This is a genomic window from Staphylococcus sp. HMSC070D05, from assembly GCF_001815595.1.
Lineage (GTDB): Bacteria > Bacillota > Bacilli > Staphylococcales > Staphylococcaceae > Staphylococcus > Staphylococcus hominis.
On the sequence record NZ_KV821090.1, the window covers coordinates 26247 to 48399 of the forward strand.

The 22153-nt window shown below is 31.0% G+C and carries 15 protein-coding genes; 14 read left to right on the forward strand and 1 reads right to left on the reverse strand.

Annotation, left to right across the window (positions count from 1 at the left end):
- Positions 1–35: 35 nt before the first annotated feature.
- The 7 genes from HMPREF3046_RS00510 to pyk all read left to right on the forward strand — a co-directional run bounded on the left by HMPREF3046_RS00510 (position 36) and on the right by pyk (position 10700).
- On the forward strand, positions 36–1334 hold the full coding sequence (locus HMPREF3046_RS00510; RefSeq protein ID WP_070715537.1) for a DRTGG domain-containing protein: 1299 nt from the start codon (positions 36–38) through the stop codon (positions 1332–1334).
- Between the two features lie 30 nt (positions 1335–1364).
- Positions 1365–2303 carry a DHH family phosphoesterase gene (locus HMPREF3046_RS00515; RefSeq protein WP_070715539.1) on the forward strand — a complete coding sequence of 313 codons (939 nt, stop codon included), beginning with the start codon at positions 1365–1367 and terminating at the stop codon, positions 2301–2303.
- A 20-nt stretch (positions 2304–2323) separates the two neighbouring features.
- Complete coding sequence (locus HMPREF3046_RS00520; protein WP_070715542.1) at positions 2324–5527, forward strand: DNA polymerase III subunit alpha; 3204 nt, start codon at positions 2324–2326, stop codon at positions 5525–5527.
- 451 nt (positions 5528–5978) lie between these two features.
- Complete coding sequence (gene accD, locus HMPREF3046_RS00525) at positions 5979–6845, forward strand: acetyl-CoA carboxylase, carboxyltransferase subunit beta (protein WP_070715544.1); 867 nt, start codon at positions 5979–5981, stop codon at positions 6843–6845.
- Positions 6838–7782 (forward strand): acetyl-CoA carboxylase carboxyltransferase subunit alpha, encoded by a 945-nt coding sequence (locus HMPREF3046_RS00530; protein ID WP_070715547.1) that lies wholly within the window; start codon positions 6838–6840, stop codon positions 7780–7782. The genes accD and HMPREF3046_RS00530 overlap by 8 nt, the downstream gene beginning before the upstream one ends.
- A gap of 171 nt (positions 7783–7953) precedes the next feature.
- Positions 7954–8922, forward strand: a complete 969-nt coding sequence (pfkA, locus tag HMPREF3046_RS00535) for a 6-phosphofructokinase (RefSeq protein ID WP_070715549.1) — start codon at positions 7954–7956, stop codon at positions 8920–8922.
- A 17-nt stretch (positions 8923–8939) separates the two neighbouring features.
- A complete protein-coding gene (gene pyk, locus HMPREF3046_RS00540) occupies positions 8940–10700 on the forward strand; it encodes a pyruvate kinase (RefSeq protein WP_070715552.1) in 1761 nt (586 codons plus the stop codon).
- 302 nt (positions 10701–11002) lie between these two features.
- Here pyk and HMPREF3046_RS00545 read toward each other — a convergent pair whose 3' ends face one another.
- Positions 11003–12361: an amino acid permease gene (locus tag HMPREF3046_RS00545; protein ID WP_070715555.1), complete on the reverse strand. Its 1359-nt coding sequence runs from the start codon at positions 12359–12361 to the stop codon at positions 11003–11005.
- A gap of 348 nt (positions 12362–12709) precedes the next feature.
- Here HMPREF3046_RS00545 and HMPREF3046_RS00550 point away from each other — a divergent pair, with 348 nt between their 5' ends.
- From HMPREF3046_RS00550 to coaE, 7 genes are all read left to right on the forward strand, one after another.
- Positions 12710–13828 (forward strand): citrate synthase, encoded by a 1119-nt coding sequence (locus HMPREF3046_RS00550; RefSeq protein WP_070715556.1) that lies wholly within the window; start codon positions 12710–12712, stop codon positions 13826–13828.
- Between the two features lie 35 nt (positions 13829–13863).
- Positions 13864–15135, forward strand: coding sequence for an NADP-dependent isocitrate dehydrogenase (icd, locus tag HMPREF3046_RS00555; protein WP_070715558.1), 1272 nt, complete (start codon positions 13864–13866; stop codon positions 15133–15135).
- Positions 15136–15365: 230 nt separating this feature from the next.
- Positions 15366–16076: a response regulator transcription factor gene (locus HMPREF3046_RS00560; protein ID WP_070715562.1), complete on the forward strand. Its 711-nt coding sequence runs from the start codon at positions 15366–15368 to the stop codon at positions 16074–16076.
- Positions 16076–17773, forward strand: coding sequence for a two-component system histidine kinase PnpS (pnpS, locus tag HMPREF3046_RS00565; protein ID WP_070715565.1), 1698 nt, complete (start codon positions 16076–16078; stop codon positions 17771–17773). Before HMPREF3046_RS00560 ends, pnpS begins: the two co-directional genes overlap by 1 nt.
- Positions 17774–17951: 178 nt before the next feature.
- Positions 17952–20588: a DNA polymerase I gene (polA, locus tag HMPREF3046_RS00570; protein ID WP_070715566.1), complete on the forward strand. Its 2637-nt coding sequence runs from the start codon at positions 17952–17954 to the stop codon at positions 20586–20588.
- Positions 20589–20603: 15 nt separating this feature from the next.
- Positions 20604–21476, forward strand: a complete 873-nt coding sequence (gene mutM / locus HMPREF3046_RS00575; RefSeq protein ID WP_070715568.1) for a bifunctional DNA-formamidopyrimidine glycosylase/DNA-(apurinic or apyrimidinic site) lyase — start codon at positions 20604–20606, stop codon at positions 21474–21476.
- Between the two features lie 21 nt (positions 21477–21497).
- Entirely contained in the window at positions 21498–22097 is a 600-nt protein-coding gene (coaE, locus tag HMPREF3046_RS00580; protein ID WP_070715572.1) for a dephospho-CoA kinase, read from the forward strand.
- Positions 22098–22153 lie beyond the last annotated feature (56 nt).

The window sequence follows — 22153 nt, forward strand, 5'->3', positions numbered from 1 at the left end:
TATTAGACATTGTCTAAAAATGAAGAGGGTTGAAAATGACTAAACATGAACAAATTGTATCCTATATAGAATCATTAAATATAGGACAAAAAATTTCAGTTAGAAAAATAGCCAAAGTAATGAATGTTTCTGAAGGGACTGCTTATAGAGCAATTAAAGATGCTAGTCAACTTGGCTTTGTAACTACCATCGATAGAGTAGGTACGGTTCGGATAGATAAAAAGAGCCGTGAACAAATTGAACATCTTACTTTTCAAGAAATTGTGAATATTATTGAAGGTGACATCATAGGTGGGAAAAATGGTTTAAATAAAACTGTTGGTAAATTTGCAATAGGAGCTATGGAACTAAAAGATGTAGTAAAGTATATTGGAAATCAAACGTTATTGATTGTAGGTAACCGTCCTGAAGTTCAGATGGAAGCATTAAAAAGAGGAAGCGGTATACTTATTACCGGTGGATTTAGTACAGCTCAAAATATTATTGATTATGCAAATAAACAAGAGCTACCTATTATTTCTTCAAATTATGATACATTTTTAGTAGCTAATATCATTAATAGAGCCATGTATAATCAAATGATAAGAAAGGAAATACTTATTGTTGAAGATATCGTAAAACCTATCAATGATATGACGGTAGTGTTTGATGAAATGGGCTTAGATGACTATATTGCTCGTGCAAAAGTTACAGGACACTCTCGTTTTCCAGTAGTAAATAAAGATTGGAAACTTGTGGGAATTGTAACGAGTAAAGAAGTTATTCATATGAACGAAGATGTTAAGATTAATAAAGTCATGACAAGACGACCAATTAATGTTGAATTAACAACTACAGTAGCGAGTTGTGCTCATATAATGATTTGGGAAGGAATTGAAATTCTACCTGTCACAACAAGAAATAAAAAAGCAATAGGTGTTATTACACGAAATGATGTGTTAAAAGCAATGCAATTAATTGGAAGACAACCTCAAATCGGAGAAACCATTATCGATCAAATTGCCAAACACATCTCAATAAATCATAATGGGACTTCTGTTAAAATTTCACCAGTTTTAACCAACCAATATGGTACGTTGAGTAAAGCAATATGTGTCGCAATTATTGAAGAAACAATTAAACATGAATTACGTAAGTATAAAAAAGTAGATGTTATGATTGAAAGCTTGAATATCATTTATATTAAAAATGTCGCAATTGAAAGTACGCTTGATATAAAGTATAACATGTTAGATGTAGGAAGAAATTTTGCTAAATTAGAGGTCACTATGACTTGTAAAGATGAGAGAGTTGCAAATGCAATGATCATATGTCAGATGTTTGAAGATATTTAAAATAGTTTTTGAAATTAAAGGAGAAAAGAAATGGTAGAAATTTTTAATAAAATAATGAGTGAAATTGATAAATATGAAACTGTTATTATTCATAGACACGTTCGTCCTGATCCAGATGCATATGGTTCACAGTTAGGCTTAAAATATTATTTGCAACGTAAATTTCCAGAAAAGTCTATTTATGCAGTTGGACAACCAGAATCTTCTTTAGCATTTATAGGGGATTTAGACAGAGTTAGAGATGATATGTATCAAAACGCTCTAGTGATTGTTTGCGACACAGCAAATGCACCTCGTATCGATGATCAGAGATTTAATCAAGGCAAAGATTTAATTAAAATTGATCACCATCCTGCTACTGATCAATATGGCAAAATAAATTATGTCGATACCAATGCAAGTTCAACAAGCGAAATCATTTTTGATTTTATTACGCATTTTAATGATATTAATATTATCGATGAATCTGTCGCACGTGTTCTATATTTAGGAATTGTCGGAGACACAGGTCGTTTTTTATTTAATAATACTACACCACATACTATGAATGTTGCTAGTCGTTTGCTAGAATTTCCATTTAATCATAATGATGTATTAAATCAATTGGGTGAGAAAGATCCAAAACTTATGCCATTCCAAGGATATATTTTACAAAATTTCCAATTAAGTGAAAATCATCAATATTGTCAAATAAAGATTACTAAAGACGTCCTAAACCGATTTCAAATTGCACCTAATGAAGCATCTCAGTTTGTTAATACTGTTGCGGATATCAAAGGTCTAAAAATATGGATGTTTGGTGTTGATGAAGGTGATCAAATTAGATGTCGATTACGTTCTAAAGGAATTACTATTAATGATATAGCTAATCAATTTGGCGGTGGAGGACATCCAAATGCATCTGGAGTCTCTGTTGAAAATTGGGAACAATTTGAGACTTTAGGTGAAGCCTTGCGCCAAAAACTATAAATTACGAAAGGAAGTCATACATGTTTGTACATTTGAATATTCATTCAACATATGATTTATTATATTCAAGTTTAAAAATTAACGATGTCGTATCAAAGGCAAAAGCAAATAAATATCAAGCACTTGCAATTACAGATACGAACGTATTATATGGCTTCCCTAAGTTTTATGACGCATGTGTTAATGAGGGAATTAAGCCAATATTTGGAATGACTGTAATGGTTTCTGATGACATCAGCACAATTGAAACAGTATTATTTGCAAAGAATAATGAAGGCCTCCATGCTCTGTATCAACTTTCTTCTGCAATTAATATGAAACAAAAGACTACGATACCCTTAAAATGGCTACAAAAATATAGTTACCATCTTGCTATTGTTTTTAAAGATGCTAATGCGTCTCATCAATCATTAATTCAAACACTAAAGAATAATGAGTCTGTATTTATAAATCACACAAGTCAATTAGATTTTTCAGACGATAAAATTGTCTTTCTTAATAATGCAAGATATTTAAATCCTGAAGATGCAGATACAATACCTGCATTAAAAGCAATAAAAAATAATTCAAAATTAGATTTAGTAAATGATATCAAGGATGCTCATGAATATTTTCCAACTAGTGAAAATATTAAAGAACTTCAATTGTCTGAAAAAATAATAGCTAATACAAAGGCTTTAGCTGATAAGTGTAACGCAGAAATTCAATACCATCAAAATCTATTGCCTAACTTTAAAACGCCCAATCAACAAAGTGCTAAATCCTATCTTTTAGAAATGTTAAAATATCATCTTAAAGAATTTAAATTAGATAAAGATCAGCGATATATTGATCGATTACATCATGAATATTCAATAATAACGAATATGGGATTTGAAGATTATTTTTTGATAGTGAGCGACTTAATACATTTTGCTAAAACGCATGATGTGATGGTTGGACCTGGGCGTGGTTCATCTGCAGGATCTTTAGTTAGTTACTTATTAGGTATCACGACTATTGATCCAATTAAATTTGATTTATTATTCGAGCGCTTTTTAAATCCAGAACGTGTCACTATGCCAGACATCGATATCGATTTTGAGGATACGAAAAGAGAAAAAGTGATTCAGTACGTACAAGAAAAGTATGGTCAATATCACGTATCAGGTATCGTCACTTTTGGTCACTTATTAGCAAGAGCTGTAGCGAGAGATGTAGGCCGTATTATTGGTTTTGATGAAAAAACATTAAATGAAATATCGAATTTAATCCCTCATCAATTAGGTATTACACTAGAAGAAGCCTACCAAAATGAAAAATTTAAAGCATTTGTTCATAAAAGTTATCGTCATGAAAAATGGTTTGAAATTAGTAAAAAGCTAGAAGGCTTACCACGTCATACATCCACCCATGCTGCAGGAATAATTATTAATGATAAACCATTGTATCATTTTGCTCCTTTAACAATGGGAGATACAGGTATATTGACTCAATGGACAATGACTGAAGCGGAACGATTAGGTTTATTAAAAATTGACTTTCTTGGTCTTAGAAATTTAGCAATTATTCATCAAATTATCACTCAAGTAAAAAAAGATTTAGATATTGATATCGATATAGAACGAATCCCTTTTAATGATCAAAAAGTATTTAAATTATTATCTCTAGGAAACACTACAGGTATATTTCAATTAGAATCCGAAGGTGTTAGAAAAGTATTGATGGAATTACAGCCTGAACACTTTGAAGATATCGTTGCTGTAACATCATTGTATAGACCTGGTCCAATGCAAGAAATACCTACATACATATCAAGAAGACATCGTCAAAGTGACATTAAATACTTACATCCTGATTTAGAGCCTATTTTAAAGAAGACATATGGCGTCATTATTTATCAAGAGCAAATCATGCAAATTGCTAGTCAATTCGCTAATTTTAGTTATGGTCAAGCAGATATATTAAGACGTGCAATGAGTAAAAAAAATAGAGCTATTCTAGAAAGTGAACGTCAACACTTTATTGAAGGGGCTGTAAGTAATAATTATGATTCATCAATTAGTGAACGTATTTTCGAACTAATATTAAAGTTTGCTGATTATGGTTTTCCTAGAGCCCATGCGGTGAGTTATTCTAAAATTGCATATATCATGGCCTATTTAAAAGTGCATTATCCTAATTATTTCTACGCGAATATTCTCAGTAATGTTATAGGTAATGAAACAAAAACGGCAATAATAATAGAAGAAGCTAAAACACAAAGTTTAAATATTTTACCTCCAGATATTAATAAAAGTCATTGGTTTTACAAAGCGACAGAAAAAAATATTTATTTATCGTTAGGTGCAATAAAAGGTGTCGGATATCAAAGTGTCAAATCTATAGTAGACGAACGATTTGAAAATGGATTGTATAAAGACTTCTTTGATTTCACTAGAAGAATTCCTAAGAGAATTAAAACTAGAAAATTATTAGAAGCATTAATATGTGTGGGCGCATTTGACTCATTTGGTAAAACTAGATCAACACTATTATCTACAATTGACGAAGTTATTGATCAAGTTTCGAATGTTGAACAAGATGAATTTTTATTTAATATGTTAACACCAAAACAATCATATGAAGATAAAGAGGAATTCAGCGATCAAATCATTAGTGCTTATGAAAAAGAATACTTAGGATTTTATATTTCTAACCATCCGGTTGAAAAATTATTTTATACCAAACAATATTTAGGTATATTTACGATTAAGAATAGCTTAGATTATCAACCTATACTTGTTCAGATTAATCAATTTAAGCAAATAAGAACAAAAACTGGACAACATATGGCCTTCTTAGTTCTAGATGATGGTAGAACCACTATTGATGGTGTTTTGTTTCCAGATAAGTACAAACAATATGAGACAGTGATTCAACAACAAAATGATATTCTAGTCGTTCATGGCAAATTTGAAAAACGAAATCAAAAGAGACAAATTATCATTCAAAATATTGATACAATTAACGACTTTGAAAATAACAAATTATCTCAAGCCAAACAAATAATGATTCGAAACGTCAATCAATTAGAAGATATTAAATCATTTTTAATGGATAAAACTACACATAACGATTTAGAAGTAGTTTTATTTAATGAAAAGCAACAACAAACTCAATCTTTAGGATTTTTACAAAAAGAAATGGAACAAGTCGAAAGGTTTATAAAGATGTTCAAGCCAAGTGACATCAGAATTATATAACTTTTATATGCAAAAAAATTATGATATAGTTAGTTGATGGTTATAAAGAAGAATTAATAATTTTGTAGTAGAATCATTTAAAAAATCTATGAAGAACCAAAACTTGTATACGATCATACAATCCAGAAATCAAACCTGATGATGCAAAAGAAGTAGTACTAAAGTAGTAGGAACGAGACGACCTTATTTTTCAAATTAAATTAATAAGGGGTTAGCTTTTCTAGGTGTTTTTAGAGATATCTTAGATATTGAATCTACTCCCTTCAATTAAAGAGTGACACGAGATTTGACGCGATCTGCTATAGAATTAGGTGTTGCATGTATTGAAGTAGATTTCCAAGAAGTATATGATAAAACAATGAAGTTAACAGACTTAAAATAAAGTAAGCGAATTTAAAAGTAACTATTTAAAATAACGAAATTATTGAGTGAGTTATGCGGAGGTTTACGCATGTTTAAAGATTTTTTTAATAGAAGCAGTAAAAAAAAGAAATATTTAACGGTACCGGATTCTAAACAAAATGACGTACCAGCGGGTATCATGACTAAATGTCCTAATTGTAAAAAAATAATGTATACAAAAGAACTAACTGAAAATTTAAATGTATGTTTTAATTGTGATCATCATATCGCACTTCCTGCGTACAAAAGAATAGAAGCTATTTCAGATGAAAATTCGTTCATAGAATTCGATAAAGAAATGACATCTTCTAATCCTTTGGATTTTCCTGGTTATCAAGAAAAAGTCGAAAAAGATCAAAAGAAAACAGGTTTAAATGAAGCCATCGTAACTGGTACAGCAGAATTAGAAGGCGTGAAATATGGTATTGCAGTCATGGACTCACGATTTAGAATGGGAAGTATGGGTTCAGTCGTAGGGGAAAAAATCTGTAGAATTGTTGATTATTGTACTGAACATCGGTTACCATTTGTATTATTTTCTGCAAGTGGCGGTGCCAGAATGCAAGAAGGTATTATTTCATTAATGCAAATGGGAAAAACAAGTGTATCATTAAAACGACATTCTGATGCTGGATTATTATATGTTTCATATTTAACACATCCTACTACTGGTGGTGTATCAGCTAGTTTTGCCTCTGTGGGTGATATTAACCTAAGTGAACCTAAAGCTTTAATCGGTTTTGCTGGACGTAGAGTTATAGAACAAACAATTAACGAAAAATTGCCGGAAGATTTCCAAACTGCTGAGTTTTTATTAGAACATGGTCAATTAGATAAAGTTGTGCATAGAAAAGACATGAAAGCAACACTTTCTGAAATTTTAAAACTACATCAAGAGGTGAAGACGAATGCTTGATTTCGAGAAATCTTTATATGAGATTAAAGAAAAGATTAATTCATTGAAGGAATCTCAAGAAAAAAATGACGTCGACTTACAAGATGAAATTGATTTGTTAGAAGCCTCTTTGGAAAGAGAAAGAAAAAAAATATATACCAATTTAAAGCCTTGGGATCGAGTACAAATTGCAAGACTTCAAGAAAGACCTACAACACTTGATTATATTCCATATATTTTCGACTCATTCATTGAATTACATGGAGATCGTAATTTTAGAGATGATCCTGCGATGATTGGTGGAATAGGATATCTCAACAATCAACCGGTAACTATCATAGGTCAGCAACGAGGGAAAGATACGAAAGATAATATTTATCGTAATTTTGGAATGGCTCATCCTGAAGGTTACCGTAAAGCTTTACGCTTAATGAAACAAGCTGAAAAATTTAAACGTCCTATTTTTACATTTATTGATACAAAAGGTGCATATCCGGGAAAAGCAGCTGAAGAACGAGGACAAAGTGAATCAATTGCGAAAAATTTAATTGAGATGGCTTCGCTTAAAGTCCCTGTGATTGGTGTTGTCATCGGTGAAGGTGGAAGCGGTGGTGCGCTTGGTATTGGTATAACTAATAAATTATTAATGCTTGAAAATAGTACTTATTCTGTTATTTCTCCAGAAGGGGCGGCAGCATTACTTTGGAAAGATAGCTCTTTAGCAAAAATGGCTGCTGAAACGATGAAAATTACTGCAAAAGATTTACTGGAATTAAACGTGGTAGATGAAGTTATTAATGAACCACAAGGTGGCGCTCATAGAGACATCGTTTTTCAAGCAAAACAAATTAAACAATCTTTTATTCATCAGCTTAATGAATTAAATAAATTAGATGGACAAGCTTTAGCGAATCATCGATTTAATAAATTTAGAAATATTGGTACTTTTATTAATTAACATAGAATGACTAGAAATTTTAATTAAATTTCTAGTCATTTTTTTATATAAATTAAATTAAAAATTTAAAACGTTTACATATATATAATCTATCAATATTAATGGAATAGATAATAAAATTATGGTAATTTATACATGAAGATTATTATAGTTAGGAAAGGGTATGTCGCTATGAAGAGAATTGCGGTATTAACAAGTGGTGGAGATTCACCAGGCATGAATGCTGCTGTTAGAGCAGTCGTACGAAAAGCAATTTATAATAATATTGAAGTTTTTGGTATTTATCAGGGTTATCAAGGTTTACTTGATGATAATATCCATAAACTTGAATTAGGAAGTGTTGGAGATACGATTCAACGAGGAGGAACTTTTCTATATTCTGCTAGATGTCCTCAGTTTAAAGATGCGAGTGTAAGACAAAAAGGTATTGAGAACTTACACAAGCATGGTATTGAAGGACTTGTAGTAGTTGGTGGAGATGGCAGTTATAGAGGTGCTCAACGTATTAGCGAAGAAACAACCGATATAAAAACAATTGGTATCCCTGGAACAATTGATAATGATATTAATGGTACTGATTTCACTATTGGTTTCGATACAGCATTAAATACGATTATTGACTGTGTCGATAAAATCAGAGATACTGCTTCAAGTCATGCGAGAACTTTTGTTATAGAAGTAATGGGACGTGATTGTGGTGATTTAGCGCTGTGGGCTGGATTGTCAGTAGGTGCTGAAACTATCTTAGTTCCAGAAGAGCATACAGATATTAAAGATGTTGCTGAAAAAATTGAAAGTGGTCTTAAACGTGGAAAAAAACATTCTATCGTTATGGTAGCAGAAGGTTGTATGAGCGGCCATGAATGTGCAGAACAATTAACTAAATATATCAATGTTGATGCACGTGTATCTGTTCTTGGTCACATCCAACGTGGTGGTAGTCCATCTGGTGTTGATCGAGTGCTTGCTTCAAGATTAGGCGGTTATGCTGTAGAATTGTTAATGCAAGGTCAAACAGGACTTGGTGTAGGTATACAAAATAACCAACTTACAACAACACCATTTGATGAAATTTTCAATAATGAAAGCCATAAATTCAACACTCGTATTTATGACTTAGCAAAAGAATTATCTATTTAATTTAGGAGGCTTTTATAATGAGAAAGACTAAAATTGTATGTACTATAGGACCTGCTTCAGAGTCAGAAGAAATGTTAGAAAAATTAATGAATGCTGGAATGAACGTTGCGCGTTTAAATTTCTCTCATGGTAGTCATGAAGAACATAAAGCACGTATTGATTCAATTCGTAAAGTATCTAAAAAATTAGGTAAAACTATTGGTATTTTATTAGATACTAAAGGACCTGAAATTCGTACACATGATATGAAAGATGGCTTAATTGTACTTGAAAAAGGTAAAGAAGTTATTGTGAGTATGTCTCAAGTTGAAGGTACGCCTGAAAAATTCTCAGTCACATATGAAGATTTAATTAATGATGTTCAAATTGGATCATACATTTTATTGGATGATGGGTTGGTAGAATTACAAGTTAAAGATATTGATAAAGACAAAGGCGAAGTTAAATGTGATATCTTAAACACTGGTGAATTAAAAAACAAAAAAGGTGTAAACTTACCTGGTGTTAAAGTAAACTTACCTGGTATCACTGATAAAGATGCTGCAGATATTAAATTTGGTATTAAAGAAGATATTGATTACATTGCAGCAAGCTTTGTACGTCGTCCTAGTGATGTATTAGATATTCGCGAAATTTTAGAACAAGAAAATAATGATAATGTTACTATCTTCCCTAAAATTGAAAACCAAGAAGGTATTGACAATATCGAAGAAATTTTAGAAGTATCTGATGGTTTAATGGTTGCTCGTGGTGACATGGGTGTTGAAATTCCACCTGAATCTGTGCCAATCGTTCAAAAAGATTTAATTAGAAAATGTAATAAATTAGGAAAACCTGTTATTACTGCGACTCAAATGCTTGATTCAATGCAACGTAATCCACGTGCAACAAGAGCTGAAGCAAGTGACGTTGCTAATGCAATCTATGATGGTACAGATGCAGTTATGTTATCTGGTGAAACAGCTGCAGGACAATATCCTGAAGAAGCAGTTAAAACAATGAGAAATATTGCAATTTCAGCTGAAGCTGCTCAAGATTACAAAAAATTATTATCTGATCGTACTAAATTAGTAGAAACATCATTAGTAAATGCGATTGGTGTGTCAGTAGCACATACTGCTCTAAACTTAAATGTTAAAGCAATCGTAGCTGCAACTGAAAGTGGTTCAACAGCGATTACAATTTCTAAATATCGTCCACATTCAGATATTATTGCAGTAACACCTAGTGAACATACTGCAAGACAATTAGCACTAGTATGGGGTGCATATCCAGTTGTTAAAAAAGGACGTAAAACAACAGATGATTTATTAAATAATGCAGTCGCAACAGCTGTTGCGACTGAAAAAGTTGGTAATGGTGATTTAATTATCATTACTGCTGGCGTTCCAACTGGTGAAAAAGGTACGACTAATATGATGAAATTACACTTAGTAGGTGATGAAATTGCTAAAGGTCAAGGTGTTGGTCGTGGATCAACAACTGGTAAAACAGTGATTTCTAAAACTGCTAGTGATTTAGAAGGAAAAGACCTAAGTGAATCAATTATTGTGACTAATTCAGTAGACGAAAGCTATGTTCCATATGTTGAAAAAGCTGCAGGTTTAATTACTGAAGAAAACGGTATAACATCACCAAGTGCAATCGTTGGGCTTGAACAAGGTATTCCAACTATTATTGGTGTTGAAAATGCAACTAAAGAATTGAAAAATGACTTATTAGTTACTGTTGATGCAAATCAAGGTAGAATTTTTGAAGGGTATGCAAATGTCCTTTAATTAAACAACTGTATAAGTATTTTTAAATAGAAAAGTAGAAGAGTGAGAATCACCACGTTAGTGGATAAAATTCTCGCTCTTTTTTATATTATTTAAACACACTAGAAAAAAGTGGGATAGAGCCGTATTCGTCATCCCTCCCTTACGTTGAACGTAGATTTTCATTAAGAAAATCTCTATGTTGGGGATAGTAATGTCTAAAAAAGCTTGTTACAAGAGTATTTCTATTCAGACATCAAGTGCATTAACATAAAAATGACTGGACATTATTAATTGTTCCAGTCATTTTTTATATTGATATTTTAATATTGTTTTGCTACTTTTTTATATCTTAAATACATAATACCTAAAATAATAAACCAAATAGGTGTTAGGAAAATAGCGTTTCTTGTTGTTGCATTTACAAATAGTAAACAAAACACAAATAAGAAGAACGCTAAAATAATATAGGCCATATATTTTCCACCAGGAAGTTTGAATTTTGCATTTTTATGTAATTCAGGATTTTTTCTATGATAATTAATATAAGCCCAAATAATTAAAGCCCAGACGATAATAAATAATACTGTTGAAATTGTTGTAACATATGTAAATACTAGCGTTGCATTTGGGAAAATATAGTTTAATAATGCTGTCACCAATAATAACGCAGATGATACAATAATTGCGATATGTGGTACACCTTGTTTGTTAGTACTTTTAAATATAGAAGGCGCTTGTTTTTGTTCAGATAATCCAAATAACATACGACTATTTGAGAAGATACCACTATTACAAGATGAAGCAGCAGCAGTTAAAACTACAAAGTTAATTAATCCAGCTGCAAACGGAATACCAATTAATGAGAACAATCTAACAAATGGGCTCTCATTTGGATCCACTTTATCCCAAGGAATAATAGACATAATGACTGCTAAAGCACCTACATAGAAAATTAAAATTCTAATTGGTACTGCATCTATAGCTTTAGGTATTGTTTTTTCTGGATCTTTAGTTTCACCAGCCGTTACCCCAATCATTTCAATACCAACAAATGAGAATAAAGCCATTTGGAATGACATAAAGAAACCAGAGATTCCATTGGTAAAAATACCATGTTTATAAAGATTAGTTAAACTTGCATGTCCAAATTGAGTTTTATAAGCGAATAAAATCATTATTGCACCAATGACGATTAAAGCTATAATAGTTATAATTTTAATAATTGCAAACCAGAATTCTAATTCTCCAAATAATTTTGCACTTAATAAGTTAAAAACCATTAATATTAATACGCAAAACAGAGCAGTAATCCAGTTTGGTATAGTTGGAAACCAGAAACTAACATATTTGGCAACTGCAGTTACTTCTGCCATTCCCGTTATAATCCAGCATAACCAATATGTCCATCCAGTAACGAATCCCGCAAAAGGTCCAATATACTCGTTTGTTACATCAGCAAATGATTTAAAACGAGTGTTTTGAATGATGATTTCTCCAAGGCCTCTCATAAACATAAATAGCATAAATCCAATAATGATATAGGTTAATAGAATAGAAGGTCCAGTCATAGCTATAGTTTGACCTGCACCTAAGAATAATCCAGTTCCGATAGCGCCACCAAGAGCAATCAACTGTACATGACGATTACTTAATCCTCTTTGTAATTTTTCTTCTGCCATAAGACAACTCCCTTACATTTAATTAATATTAATTATGCACTTATATATTAAATTCGACAATTATTTTTCTAAATTTTTTCTAAAAATTTTATTAACATTGACTTAATAAAAGATAATCATTGTTGATAAACAATTAAAATATTTATTATTTTCACATAAGTCAACCTTGTCTTAATACTCATAAATAGCTTTATAACAATTTTTATAATCATTATAATTAAAATTCATATATAAATAATTTACTAATGAAAATTTAACCCACATATATAATTATTCACAAAACTTATAATTTTAGATATACTGTTTATGAAAGCCATTACATTATGTAAAAGAAAAGGGGAATTACTTATGGCAGAATTACAAAAAGGTTTAGAAGGGGTTATTGCAGCAGAAACTAAAATTAGTTCAATTATTGACAGTCAATTAACTTATTCAGGATATGATATTGATGATTTAGCTGAAAATGCTCAATTTGAAGAAATCTTGTTCTTATTATGGAATTATAGATTACCCACACAAGAAGAACTTGAAGAATTGAAAGAAAAACTTAAAAAATATATGACATTAAATCCAAGGGTATATAAGCATTTTGAAGAATATGCTACAGATGATGTCCATCCAATGACTGCATTACGTACCTCTGTTTCTTATATTGCACACTTTGATCCAGATGCTGAAGAGGAAACAGATGAAAGTCGAAAAGATCGAGCTATTCGTATACAAGCAAAGATTGCATCATTAGTTACAGCGTTTTCACGCGTACGAAAAGGAAAGGAACCTGTTAAACCCAATTCTGATTTAAGCTATGCAGCAAACTTCTTGTATATGTTAAAAGGGAAATTGCCATCTGATACTGAAGTTGAAGCTTTTAATAAAGCTTTAATATTACATGCCGATCATGAACTCAATGCTTCAGCATTTACAGCAAGATGTGCAGTATCATCTTTATCTGATATGTATTCAGGTATTGTAGCAGCAATTGGTTCATTAAAAGGGCCTTTACATGGTGGAGCAAATGAACAAGTAATGAAAATGTTATCAGAAGTTAAATCACTTGATGAAGTAGATAATTATTTAGATAAGAAACTTGCTAACAAAGAAAAGATTATGGGATTCGGTCATCGTGTATATAAAGAGGGAGATCCACGTGCTAAGTACTTAAAAGAAATGAGTCGAAAAATAACTTCTGAAACCGGACATAACGAATTATATGAAATTTCTCTTGCAATTGAGAAACGTATGCACGAGGAAAAAGGCTTAATTCCAAATGTAGACTTCTTTAGCGCAACTGTTTATCATAGCATGGAAATTCCACACGATATTTTTACACCTATCTTTGCAGTGAGTCGTACTGCAGGATGGACCGCGCATATTTTAGAACAATATCGTGATAATCGAATTATTCGTCCGCGTGCAAAATATGTTGGAGAAACAAATCGTAAATATGTACCCGTTGAAGAAAGATAAAATATTTCAAAATTTAATTTATGGAGGCTTTTATAATGGCAGCTGAAAAGATTACTAGAGCAAATGATGAATTATTAAATGTACCTAATGAACCAATTATTCCATTTATTATTGGGGATGGTATCGGTCCTGATATTTGGAAAGCAGCTAGTCGTGTTGTTGATGCGGCGGTTGAAAAAGCATATAACGGTGAAAAGCGTATTGAGTGGAAAGAGGTATTAGCTGGTCAAAAAGCGTACGATGAAACTGGTGAATGGTTACCACAAGAAACTTTAGAAACCATCAAAGAATACTTAATCGCAATTAAAGGGCCATTAACTACACCAATTGGTGGAGGCATTCGTTCTTTAAATGTAGCATTAAGACAAGAACTAGATTTGTTTACTTGCCTTCGTCCAGTACGTTGGTTTAAAGGTGTACCTTCACCGGTTAAACGTCCTCAAGATGTTGATATGGTTATCTTCCGTGAAAATACTGAGGATATTTATGCTGGAATTGAATTTAAAGAAGGAACAGAAGAAGTTAAAAAAGTTATTGACTTTTTACAAAATGAAATGGGTGCTACAAATATTCGTTTTCCCGAAACTTCTGGTATTGGTATTAAACCAGTTTCTAAAGAAGGGACTGAACGTTTAGTAAGATCTGCTATTCAATATGCAATTGATAATAACCGTAAATCAGTAACATTAGTTCACAAAGGTAATATTATGAAGTTTACAGAAGGATCATTTAAACAATGGGGTTATGATTTAGCTCATAACGAATTTTCTGATAAAGTATTCACTTGGCAACAATATGATGAAATTGCTGAAAAAGATGGTAAAGATGTTGCAAATGAAGCACAACAAAAAGCTGAAAAAGACGGTAAAATTATTATTAAAGATTCAATAGCAGATATTTTCTTACAACAAATTTTAACACGTCCAGCAGAACATGATGTAGTAGCTACGATGAATTTAAATGGCGACTATATCTCAGATGCACTTGCTGCACAAGTAGGTGGAATCGGTATTGCTCCTGGTGCTAATATTAACTATGAGACAGGGCATGCTATTTTTGAAGCAACTCATGGTACAGCACCGAAGTATGCTAACTTAAATAAAGTGAATCCATCATCTGAATTATTAAGTTCTGTATTAATGTTAGAACATTTAGGATGGCAAGAAGCGGCTGATAAAATTACTGATGCTATCGAAGCTACAATTGCTTCTAAAATTGTGACATATGATTTTGCTCGCTTAATGGACGGAGCTACTGAAGTATCAACTTCAGAATTTGCTGATGAACTTATTAAAAACTTAAAATAAAAATAATATTTATTTTGATAAAACAGTCTAAGATGGATTTTGATGTCTTAGACTGTTTTTGTTCATTATTAATAAATATCAAAGCAAGATTAACAAAAAATATTCTTAACAAATAGAAAATAATAAGTAAATGTTAAGTTTATGTAAATTCAATATGTTGTATGTTATTTTTATTTAAATTTCAGTTATAATAAATTTGAAATTGTTAATTCTATTTAGGGAGGCAAATCATGTCACAAAAAGTATTAGTGGTTGATGACGAGCAATCAATAGTAACGTTACTAAAATATAACTTAGAAACAGCAGGCTATATTGTAGATGTAGCGTATGATGGTGAAGAAGCACTAAAAAAAGTTAAAGAGGCTAAACCTGAACTGATTGTATTAGATGTCATGTTACCTAAAAAAGATGGAATAGAAGTATGTAAAACGATTCGCTCTGATAAAAATCTTGTACCTATTTTAATGTTAACAGCTAAAGATGATGAGTTTGATCGTGTTTTAGGCTTAGAACTAGGTGCTGATGATTACATGACTAAACCTTTCTCTCCAAGAGAAGTTGTAGCAAGAGTAAAAGCTATTTTAAGACGCTCTCAAATTGCTAATGAAGTAGTAAAAGATGATGTGGATGATGAAGATATTGTAATTGATAATATTAGAATTCGTCCCGAATTCTTTGAAGTCTATAGAGATGATACCTTGCTCGAACTTACTCCTAAAGAATTTGAGTTACTACTTTATCTTATTGAACGTCAAGGACGCGTAATTACTAGAGAACATATGTTAAATTCAGTGTGGAATTATGAGTTTGCAGGAGATTCAAGAATTGTAGATGTTCATATTAGTCATTTAAGAGATAAATTAGAAGAAAATCCTAAACAACCTAAGTTGATAAAAACAGTTCGTGGATTAGGTTATAAATTAGAAAGACCTAAGGCTTAATGATTAAATTTCATCATAGATTATTGCTTCTACTATGTACAATAACAATCATTAGTTTTATAGGCTTAGGTGCAATTCTTCATCATACAATCTATCAAATATTATCAGATACTCAAACTAGAGAATTAAATCATCTGTCAGAAAATATCGTAAATTTAAATAATCGAAATAAACAAGCAGACATTCAGCGTATAGCACAAAATCAAAATTTAGTTGTTGAAATTTCTGAAAATGGACAAGTGTTATATCAAACTGGCAATCAACATCAAATTAATCATAATATTGATAATGCAGCTAATCCTTCGAATATTATATATCATAAAAATAAGGATAAGGTGGATTATACATTCAAAAATACTGTAAATAATCAAACAATATACATAAGTGGTATTAATACTGAAACTTTAGACTTACAAAAAAATATGTGGAAGTACTTATCATTAATTGGAATCATTGTGTTAATTGCTATTTATTTAGCTGTAAGAAGCATTAATCGCACTTACATACGACCAATCAACGAAGTGACTTATGCGACATCTTTAATTGCAGATGGATATTATCATGTTAGAGTACCTGAAAGTAATGTAAAAGAAACAAAAGCATTATTTGTCACTACCAATGATTTAGCAAGACGATTGCAAAAATTAAATAATAAACAAAAAATGCAATCTAATCGTCTTAAAACAACATTAGAAAATATTCCTAGTTCGGTATTAATGATAGATAAGCAAGGTGAAATTGTTATTGCAAACCATGCTTATTACGAGGTATTCAAACCAGATAGTAAAGTCGAAAATAAAGATTATACTGTACATTTAGATAAAGAAATTCAACATCTTATTATTGAAAGCTTTAAAACTGAAAAACCGTTGTATGAACAAATTGAGTTATACATTAATGATGTTCATCAAAAATATTTTGATGTTTCTTGTATCCCCATCTTAAGTAAATCAAAAAAGAAACTTCAAGGTATGGTTGTAGTATTACATGATATCACTAATCTAAAAAAATTAGAGAATTTGAGACGTGAGTTTGTTGCAAATGTTTCACATGAACTAAAAACTCCAATTACTTCAATTAAAGGATTTGCAGAAACCTTAATTGAAGGTGCCAAGAATGATGAACAATCTCTTGATATGTTTTTAAATATTATTTTAAAAGAATCAAATCGTATAGAATCACTTGTCATGGATTTATTAGATTTATCTCATATTGAACAACAAACTGAGATTGAGACTGCTTATGTCAATCTTTCAGATTTAGCACATAATACAATCCATAATTTACAAACTCAAGCTAAGTATAAAAACATCGCTATTAAATCTGAAATAGAAAATGATGTTATTATTGAAACGCATGAAGGAAAGTTGTCTCAAGTTATCACAAATTTACTTTCAAATGCCATTAACTATTCATACGAAAATAATAAAGTTATTGTTAGAGTTTACAGAGAAGATATAAAGGTTAATTTAGAAATCCAAGATTATGGTATTGGGATAGACAAAAAAGATCAAAAGCATATTTTTGAGAGATTTTATAGAGTAGATAAAGCAAGAAGTCGTGACTCTGGTGGAACAGGTTTAGGATTATCGATTACAAAACATATTGTAGAAGCACTTCACGGTACAATTATGGTCGAAAGTGAACTGAATAAAGGGTCGCTATTTAGAGTCTCATTTATAGATAAAATCGAATAACTATTTTGTCCTACAATTTAGGTCATCCAACTTTAAAATACTTTTTTATGTTTTTAGAATTTTAAAGGGATCTAAACCTGTAGGACTTTATTTTTCGAAATTCGTAAAATATCGTTCAGTCGTTATGACCAAAGGTTTATGCTAAAATATAATTAAACTCATTCTGGAGGTTTAAAATTTGAATAAATTAGTATTGATAGATGGCAATAGTTTAAGTTTTAGAGCTTTTTACGCACTGCCACTTTTATCTAATAAAGCAGGTATTCATACAAATGCGATTCTTGGGTTCGCCAAATTACTCGAAAAAATTATCAGAGAAGAACAACCTACACATTTCTTAGTAGCCTTTGACGCAGGTAAGACTACTTTTAGACATTCTAAATATAGTGAATACAAAGGTGGACGTCAAAAAACACCACCCGAATTAAGCGAACAATTTCCTTATATTAGACAATTGTTAGATGCATATCATATTAAACATTATGAATTAGAAAACTACGAAGCAGATGACATTATTGGTACGCTAAGTAAAGAAGCAGATCAAAATGATTTTGAAACTATTATTGTAACTGGAGATAGAGACTTAACACAGTTAGCAACTCACAATGTGACCATCTATTATACTAAAAAAGGGGTCACAGACGTTGATCACTATACTCCAGAATTTATAGCAGAAAAATATAATGGTTTAAAACCAATGCAAATCATTGATATGAAAGGTTTAATGGGAGATAGTTCAGACAATATACCTGGTGTAGCTGGAGTAGGAGAAAAAACAGCAATTAAACTTCTAAATCAATTTGATTCTGTAGAAGGTGTCTATAAGAATATTGATAAAGTATCTGGTAAAAAATTAAAAGAAAAGCTCGAACTCAGTCATGAAGATGCATTAATGAGTAAAGATCTTGCTACAATTAATCGTCATAGTCCAATAGAAGTAACTTTAGATGATACTAAATTAAGTGATATCAAAGATAATCATGAAAAAATTGAACTTTTCAAGAAATTAGAATTTAAACAATTATTAGCAGATATAGATAATGAAACATCTGAGTTTGGGCAAGAACAAAAACAAATTTCTTTTGATATTTTGCCTACATTTGAATATGTTGATTTTAATCACCTTGATGAAGCGGTGATTCATTTTGAAATAGATGGTTCTAATTATTTAAAAGATAATATTTTAAAGTTTGGATTTTACGATAAAGAGCGTTATATCGTAGTTGATGCAGATAATATTAAAGATTATCCAGAACTTATTAAATGGTTGGAAAATGAAAATTCTAAAAAGGTAGTTTATGATGCAAAGAAAACTTTTGTTATAGCACACAGACTAAATATTAAGATTCAAAATATCGTTTTTGATGCGATGTTAGCAAGCTACATTATTGATCCATCACGAACGATTGATGATGTTTATTCGGTTGTAACAAATTATCATCAAACTTATGTTAAAGAAGATGTCTCTATTTATGGGAAAGGTAAAAAGCGACAAGTTCCTAATGCTGAAATTTTAAATACGCATATTGCATCTATTACTAAATCTATTGATGCTGTTAAACCGTTAATGGAAAAAGAACTAGAATCACATCAACAAATGAATTTACTAAAAGATTTAGAACTTCCGCTAGCACGTATTTTAAGTAAAATGGAAGAAATTGGTATTTATACAGATGTAAATGATTTACAACGCATGCAACAAGAATTACAAGAAAAGTTAGAATTGTTAGTTCAGCGCATTCATGATGCAGCAGGTGAAGAATTTAACATTAATTCACCTAAACAACTCGGTGTTGTTTTATTTGAAACATTAAAACTACCTGTTATTAAAAAAACAAAAACAGGTTATTCTACAGCAGTCGATGTTCTAGAACAGTTACAGAATGAACATCCTATTATTAATGATATTTTAGAATATCGTCAATTAGCTAAATTACAATCTACTTATGTGGAAGGTTTACAAAAAGTTATTAGTAATGATAAGCGTATACACACTCGTTTTAATCAAACATTAGCACAAACTGGACGATTATCTTCAGTTGATCCTAATTTACAAAATATACCTATTCGACTTGAAGAAGGGCGTAAAATACGTAAGGCATTTAAACCTTCATCTGAAGACAGTGTTATTTTATCTGCAGATTATTCTCAAATTGAATTACGTGTCTTAGCGCATATTACACAAGATGACAGCTTAAAAGAAGCATTCATTCATGGACAGGATATTCATACTGCTACAGCACGAAAAGTATTTGGTGTTGAAGCGGAGGAAGTCACTGATTTAATGCGTAGACAAGCCAAAGCTGTAAATTTTGGAATTGTTTATGGTATTAGTGATTATGGCTTAAGTCAAAGCTTAAATATAACACGTAAAGAGGCAAAATTATTTATTGATGATTATTTAGCAAGTTTCCCTGGAGTTAAGCAATATATGAGTGACATTGTAAAGGATGCTAAAGCAAATGGCTACGTTGAAACATTATTGCATCGTAGACGTTATATTCCTGACATTACTAGTCGTAATTTTAATTTAAGAGGTTTTGCGGAACGCACAGCAATGAACACTCCAATTCAAGGAAGTGCAGCTGATATTATTAAACTTGCTATGGTTGAATTTGATAAGCAAATTCAACATACTTCTTACAAAGCTAAATTACTTTTACAAGTACACGATGAGTTAATATTTGAAGTGCCTAAGTCTGAAGTTGAAGAATTTAGTTTATTTGTTGAAGATATAATGGAGCATGCATTAGATCTAGATGTTCCATTAAAAGTAGACTCTAATTATGGTCCTACTTGGTATGATGCGAAATAGAAAGAGGAATGAATAATGCCAGAATTACCAGAAGTTGAACACGTTAAAAGGGGAATAGAACCTTTTATTGTAAATACTACAATTAAAAGTATTTCATTTTCTAAAAAAGTAATTGAAGGTAAAAGTCAGAATAAAGAAACGATTATCAAAGGAATGAATTTAGATGGTTTTCGTTTGAATTGCGAAGGCTATAAGATAATTAAAGTCGAACGAAGAAGTAAATATATTGTTTTTCATATTGAAAAACATAATCGTAAACGTGTGTTACTTAGTCATTTAGGTATGGCTGGTGGATTTTTCATTGTTAATCACCTATCTGAGATAGCAATCCCCAACTACCGTAAACATTGGCACGTGATTTTCCATTTAAATAATGGGAAAAAATTAGTGTTTTCAGATATACGTCGATTTGGTGAGATTAGAAATCTAAATTCATTTGAAGATTATCCTTCATTTTTAGAAATAGCGCCTGAGCCTTTTGACGAAGAAGCGTTACAACATTTTAATCACTATTTATCTCAAAAAAAAGTAGCCAATAAACCTATTAAACAGATGTTACTGGATCATAAAATCATAGCAGGATGTGGAAATATCTATGCTTGTGAAGCGTTGTTTAGAGCAGGTATCCATCCTGCTAGAAAAGTAAAAGATACATCTCATCAAGAAAGACAAATGCTCTTTTATTATGTACAAGAAGTTTTAAAAGAGGGTATTGATAATGGTGGAACAAGCATTTCAGATTATCGTCATGCGGACGGAAGAACTGGAAAAATGCAATTACATTTAAATGTATACAAACAAAAGACATGTAAAGTATGTGGTCATGATATTGAACAAAAAGTTATAGCATCTAGAAACAGTCATTTTTGCCCATATTGTCAGAAATAAATAAAGTGAGCGGTGATACAAATGCCTAAAGTAATTGGATTAACAGGTGGAATAGCTACCGGAAAATCAACAGTTTCTAAATTATTATCAGAATATGGATTCAAAATTATCGATGCAGATATAGCTTCAAGAAAAGCAGTAGAGAAAGGATCAACTGCTTTAGAACAAATAAAAGAAACGTTTGGTGACGAAGCAATCACAAGTGATGGGGAAATGAATCGACAATACATTGGAGAGTTAGTATTTAATCATCCAGAAAAACGATTAGAACTTAATAAAATTATTCATCCTATTGTAAGAACGATTATGGAACAAGAAAAGCAACAGTATTTACAACAGGGATATAATGTGATTATGGATATTCCGCTTCTGTTTGAGAATGATTTACAAGATACTGTGGATGAAGTTTGGCTCGTCTACACATCTGAAAGTGTACAAATTGAACGTTTAATGAAACGTAACAATTTAGACTTGGATCAAGCAAAAGCGAGAGTTCATAGTCAAATATCAATTGATAAAAAAAGCAGAATGGCTGATTATGTTATAGATAATTTAGGAAGTAAACCTGAATTAGAAACACTTCTTAAACAACTATTGATTGAAAAAGGATACATTCATTAATACTATGAAAAAAAGAGTTTAGGGCTTTATTTTAAGTCTTAAACTCTTTTTATTAA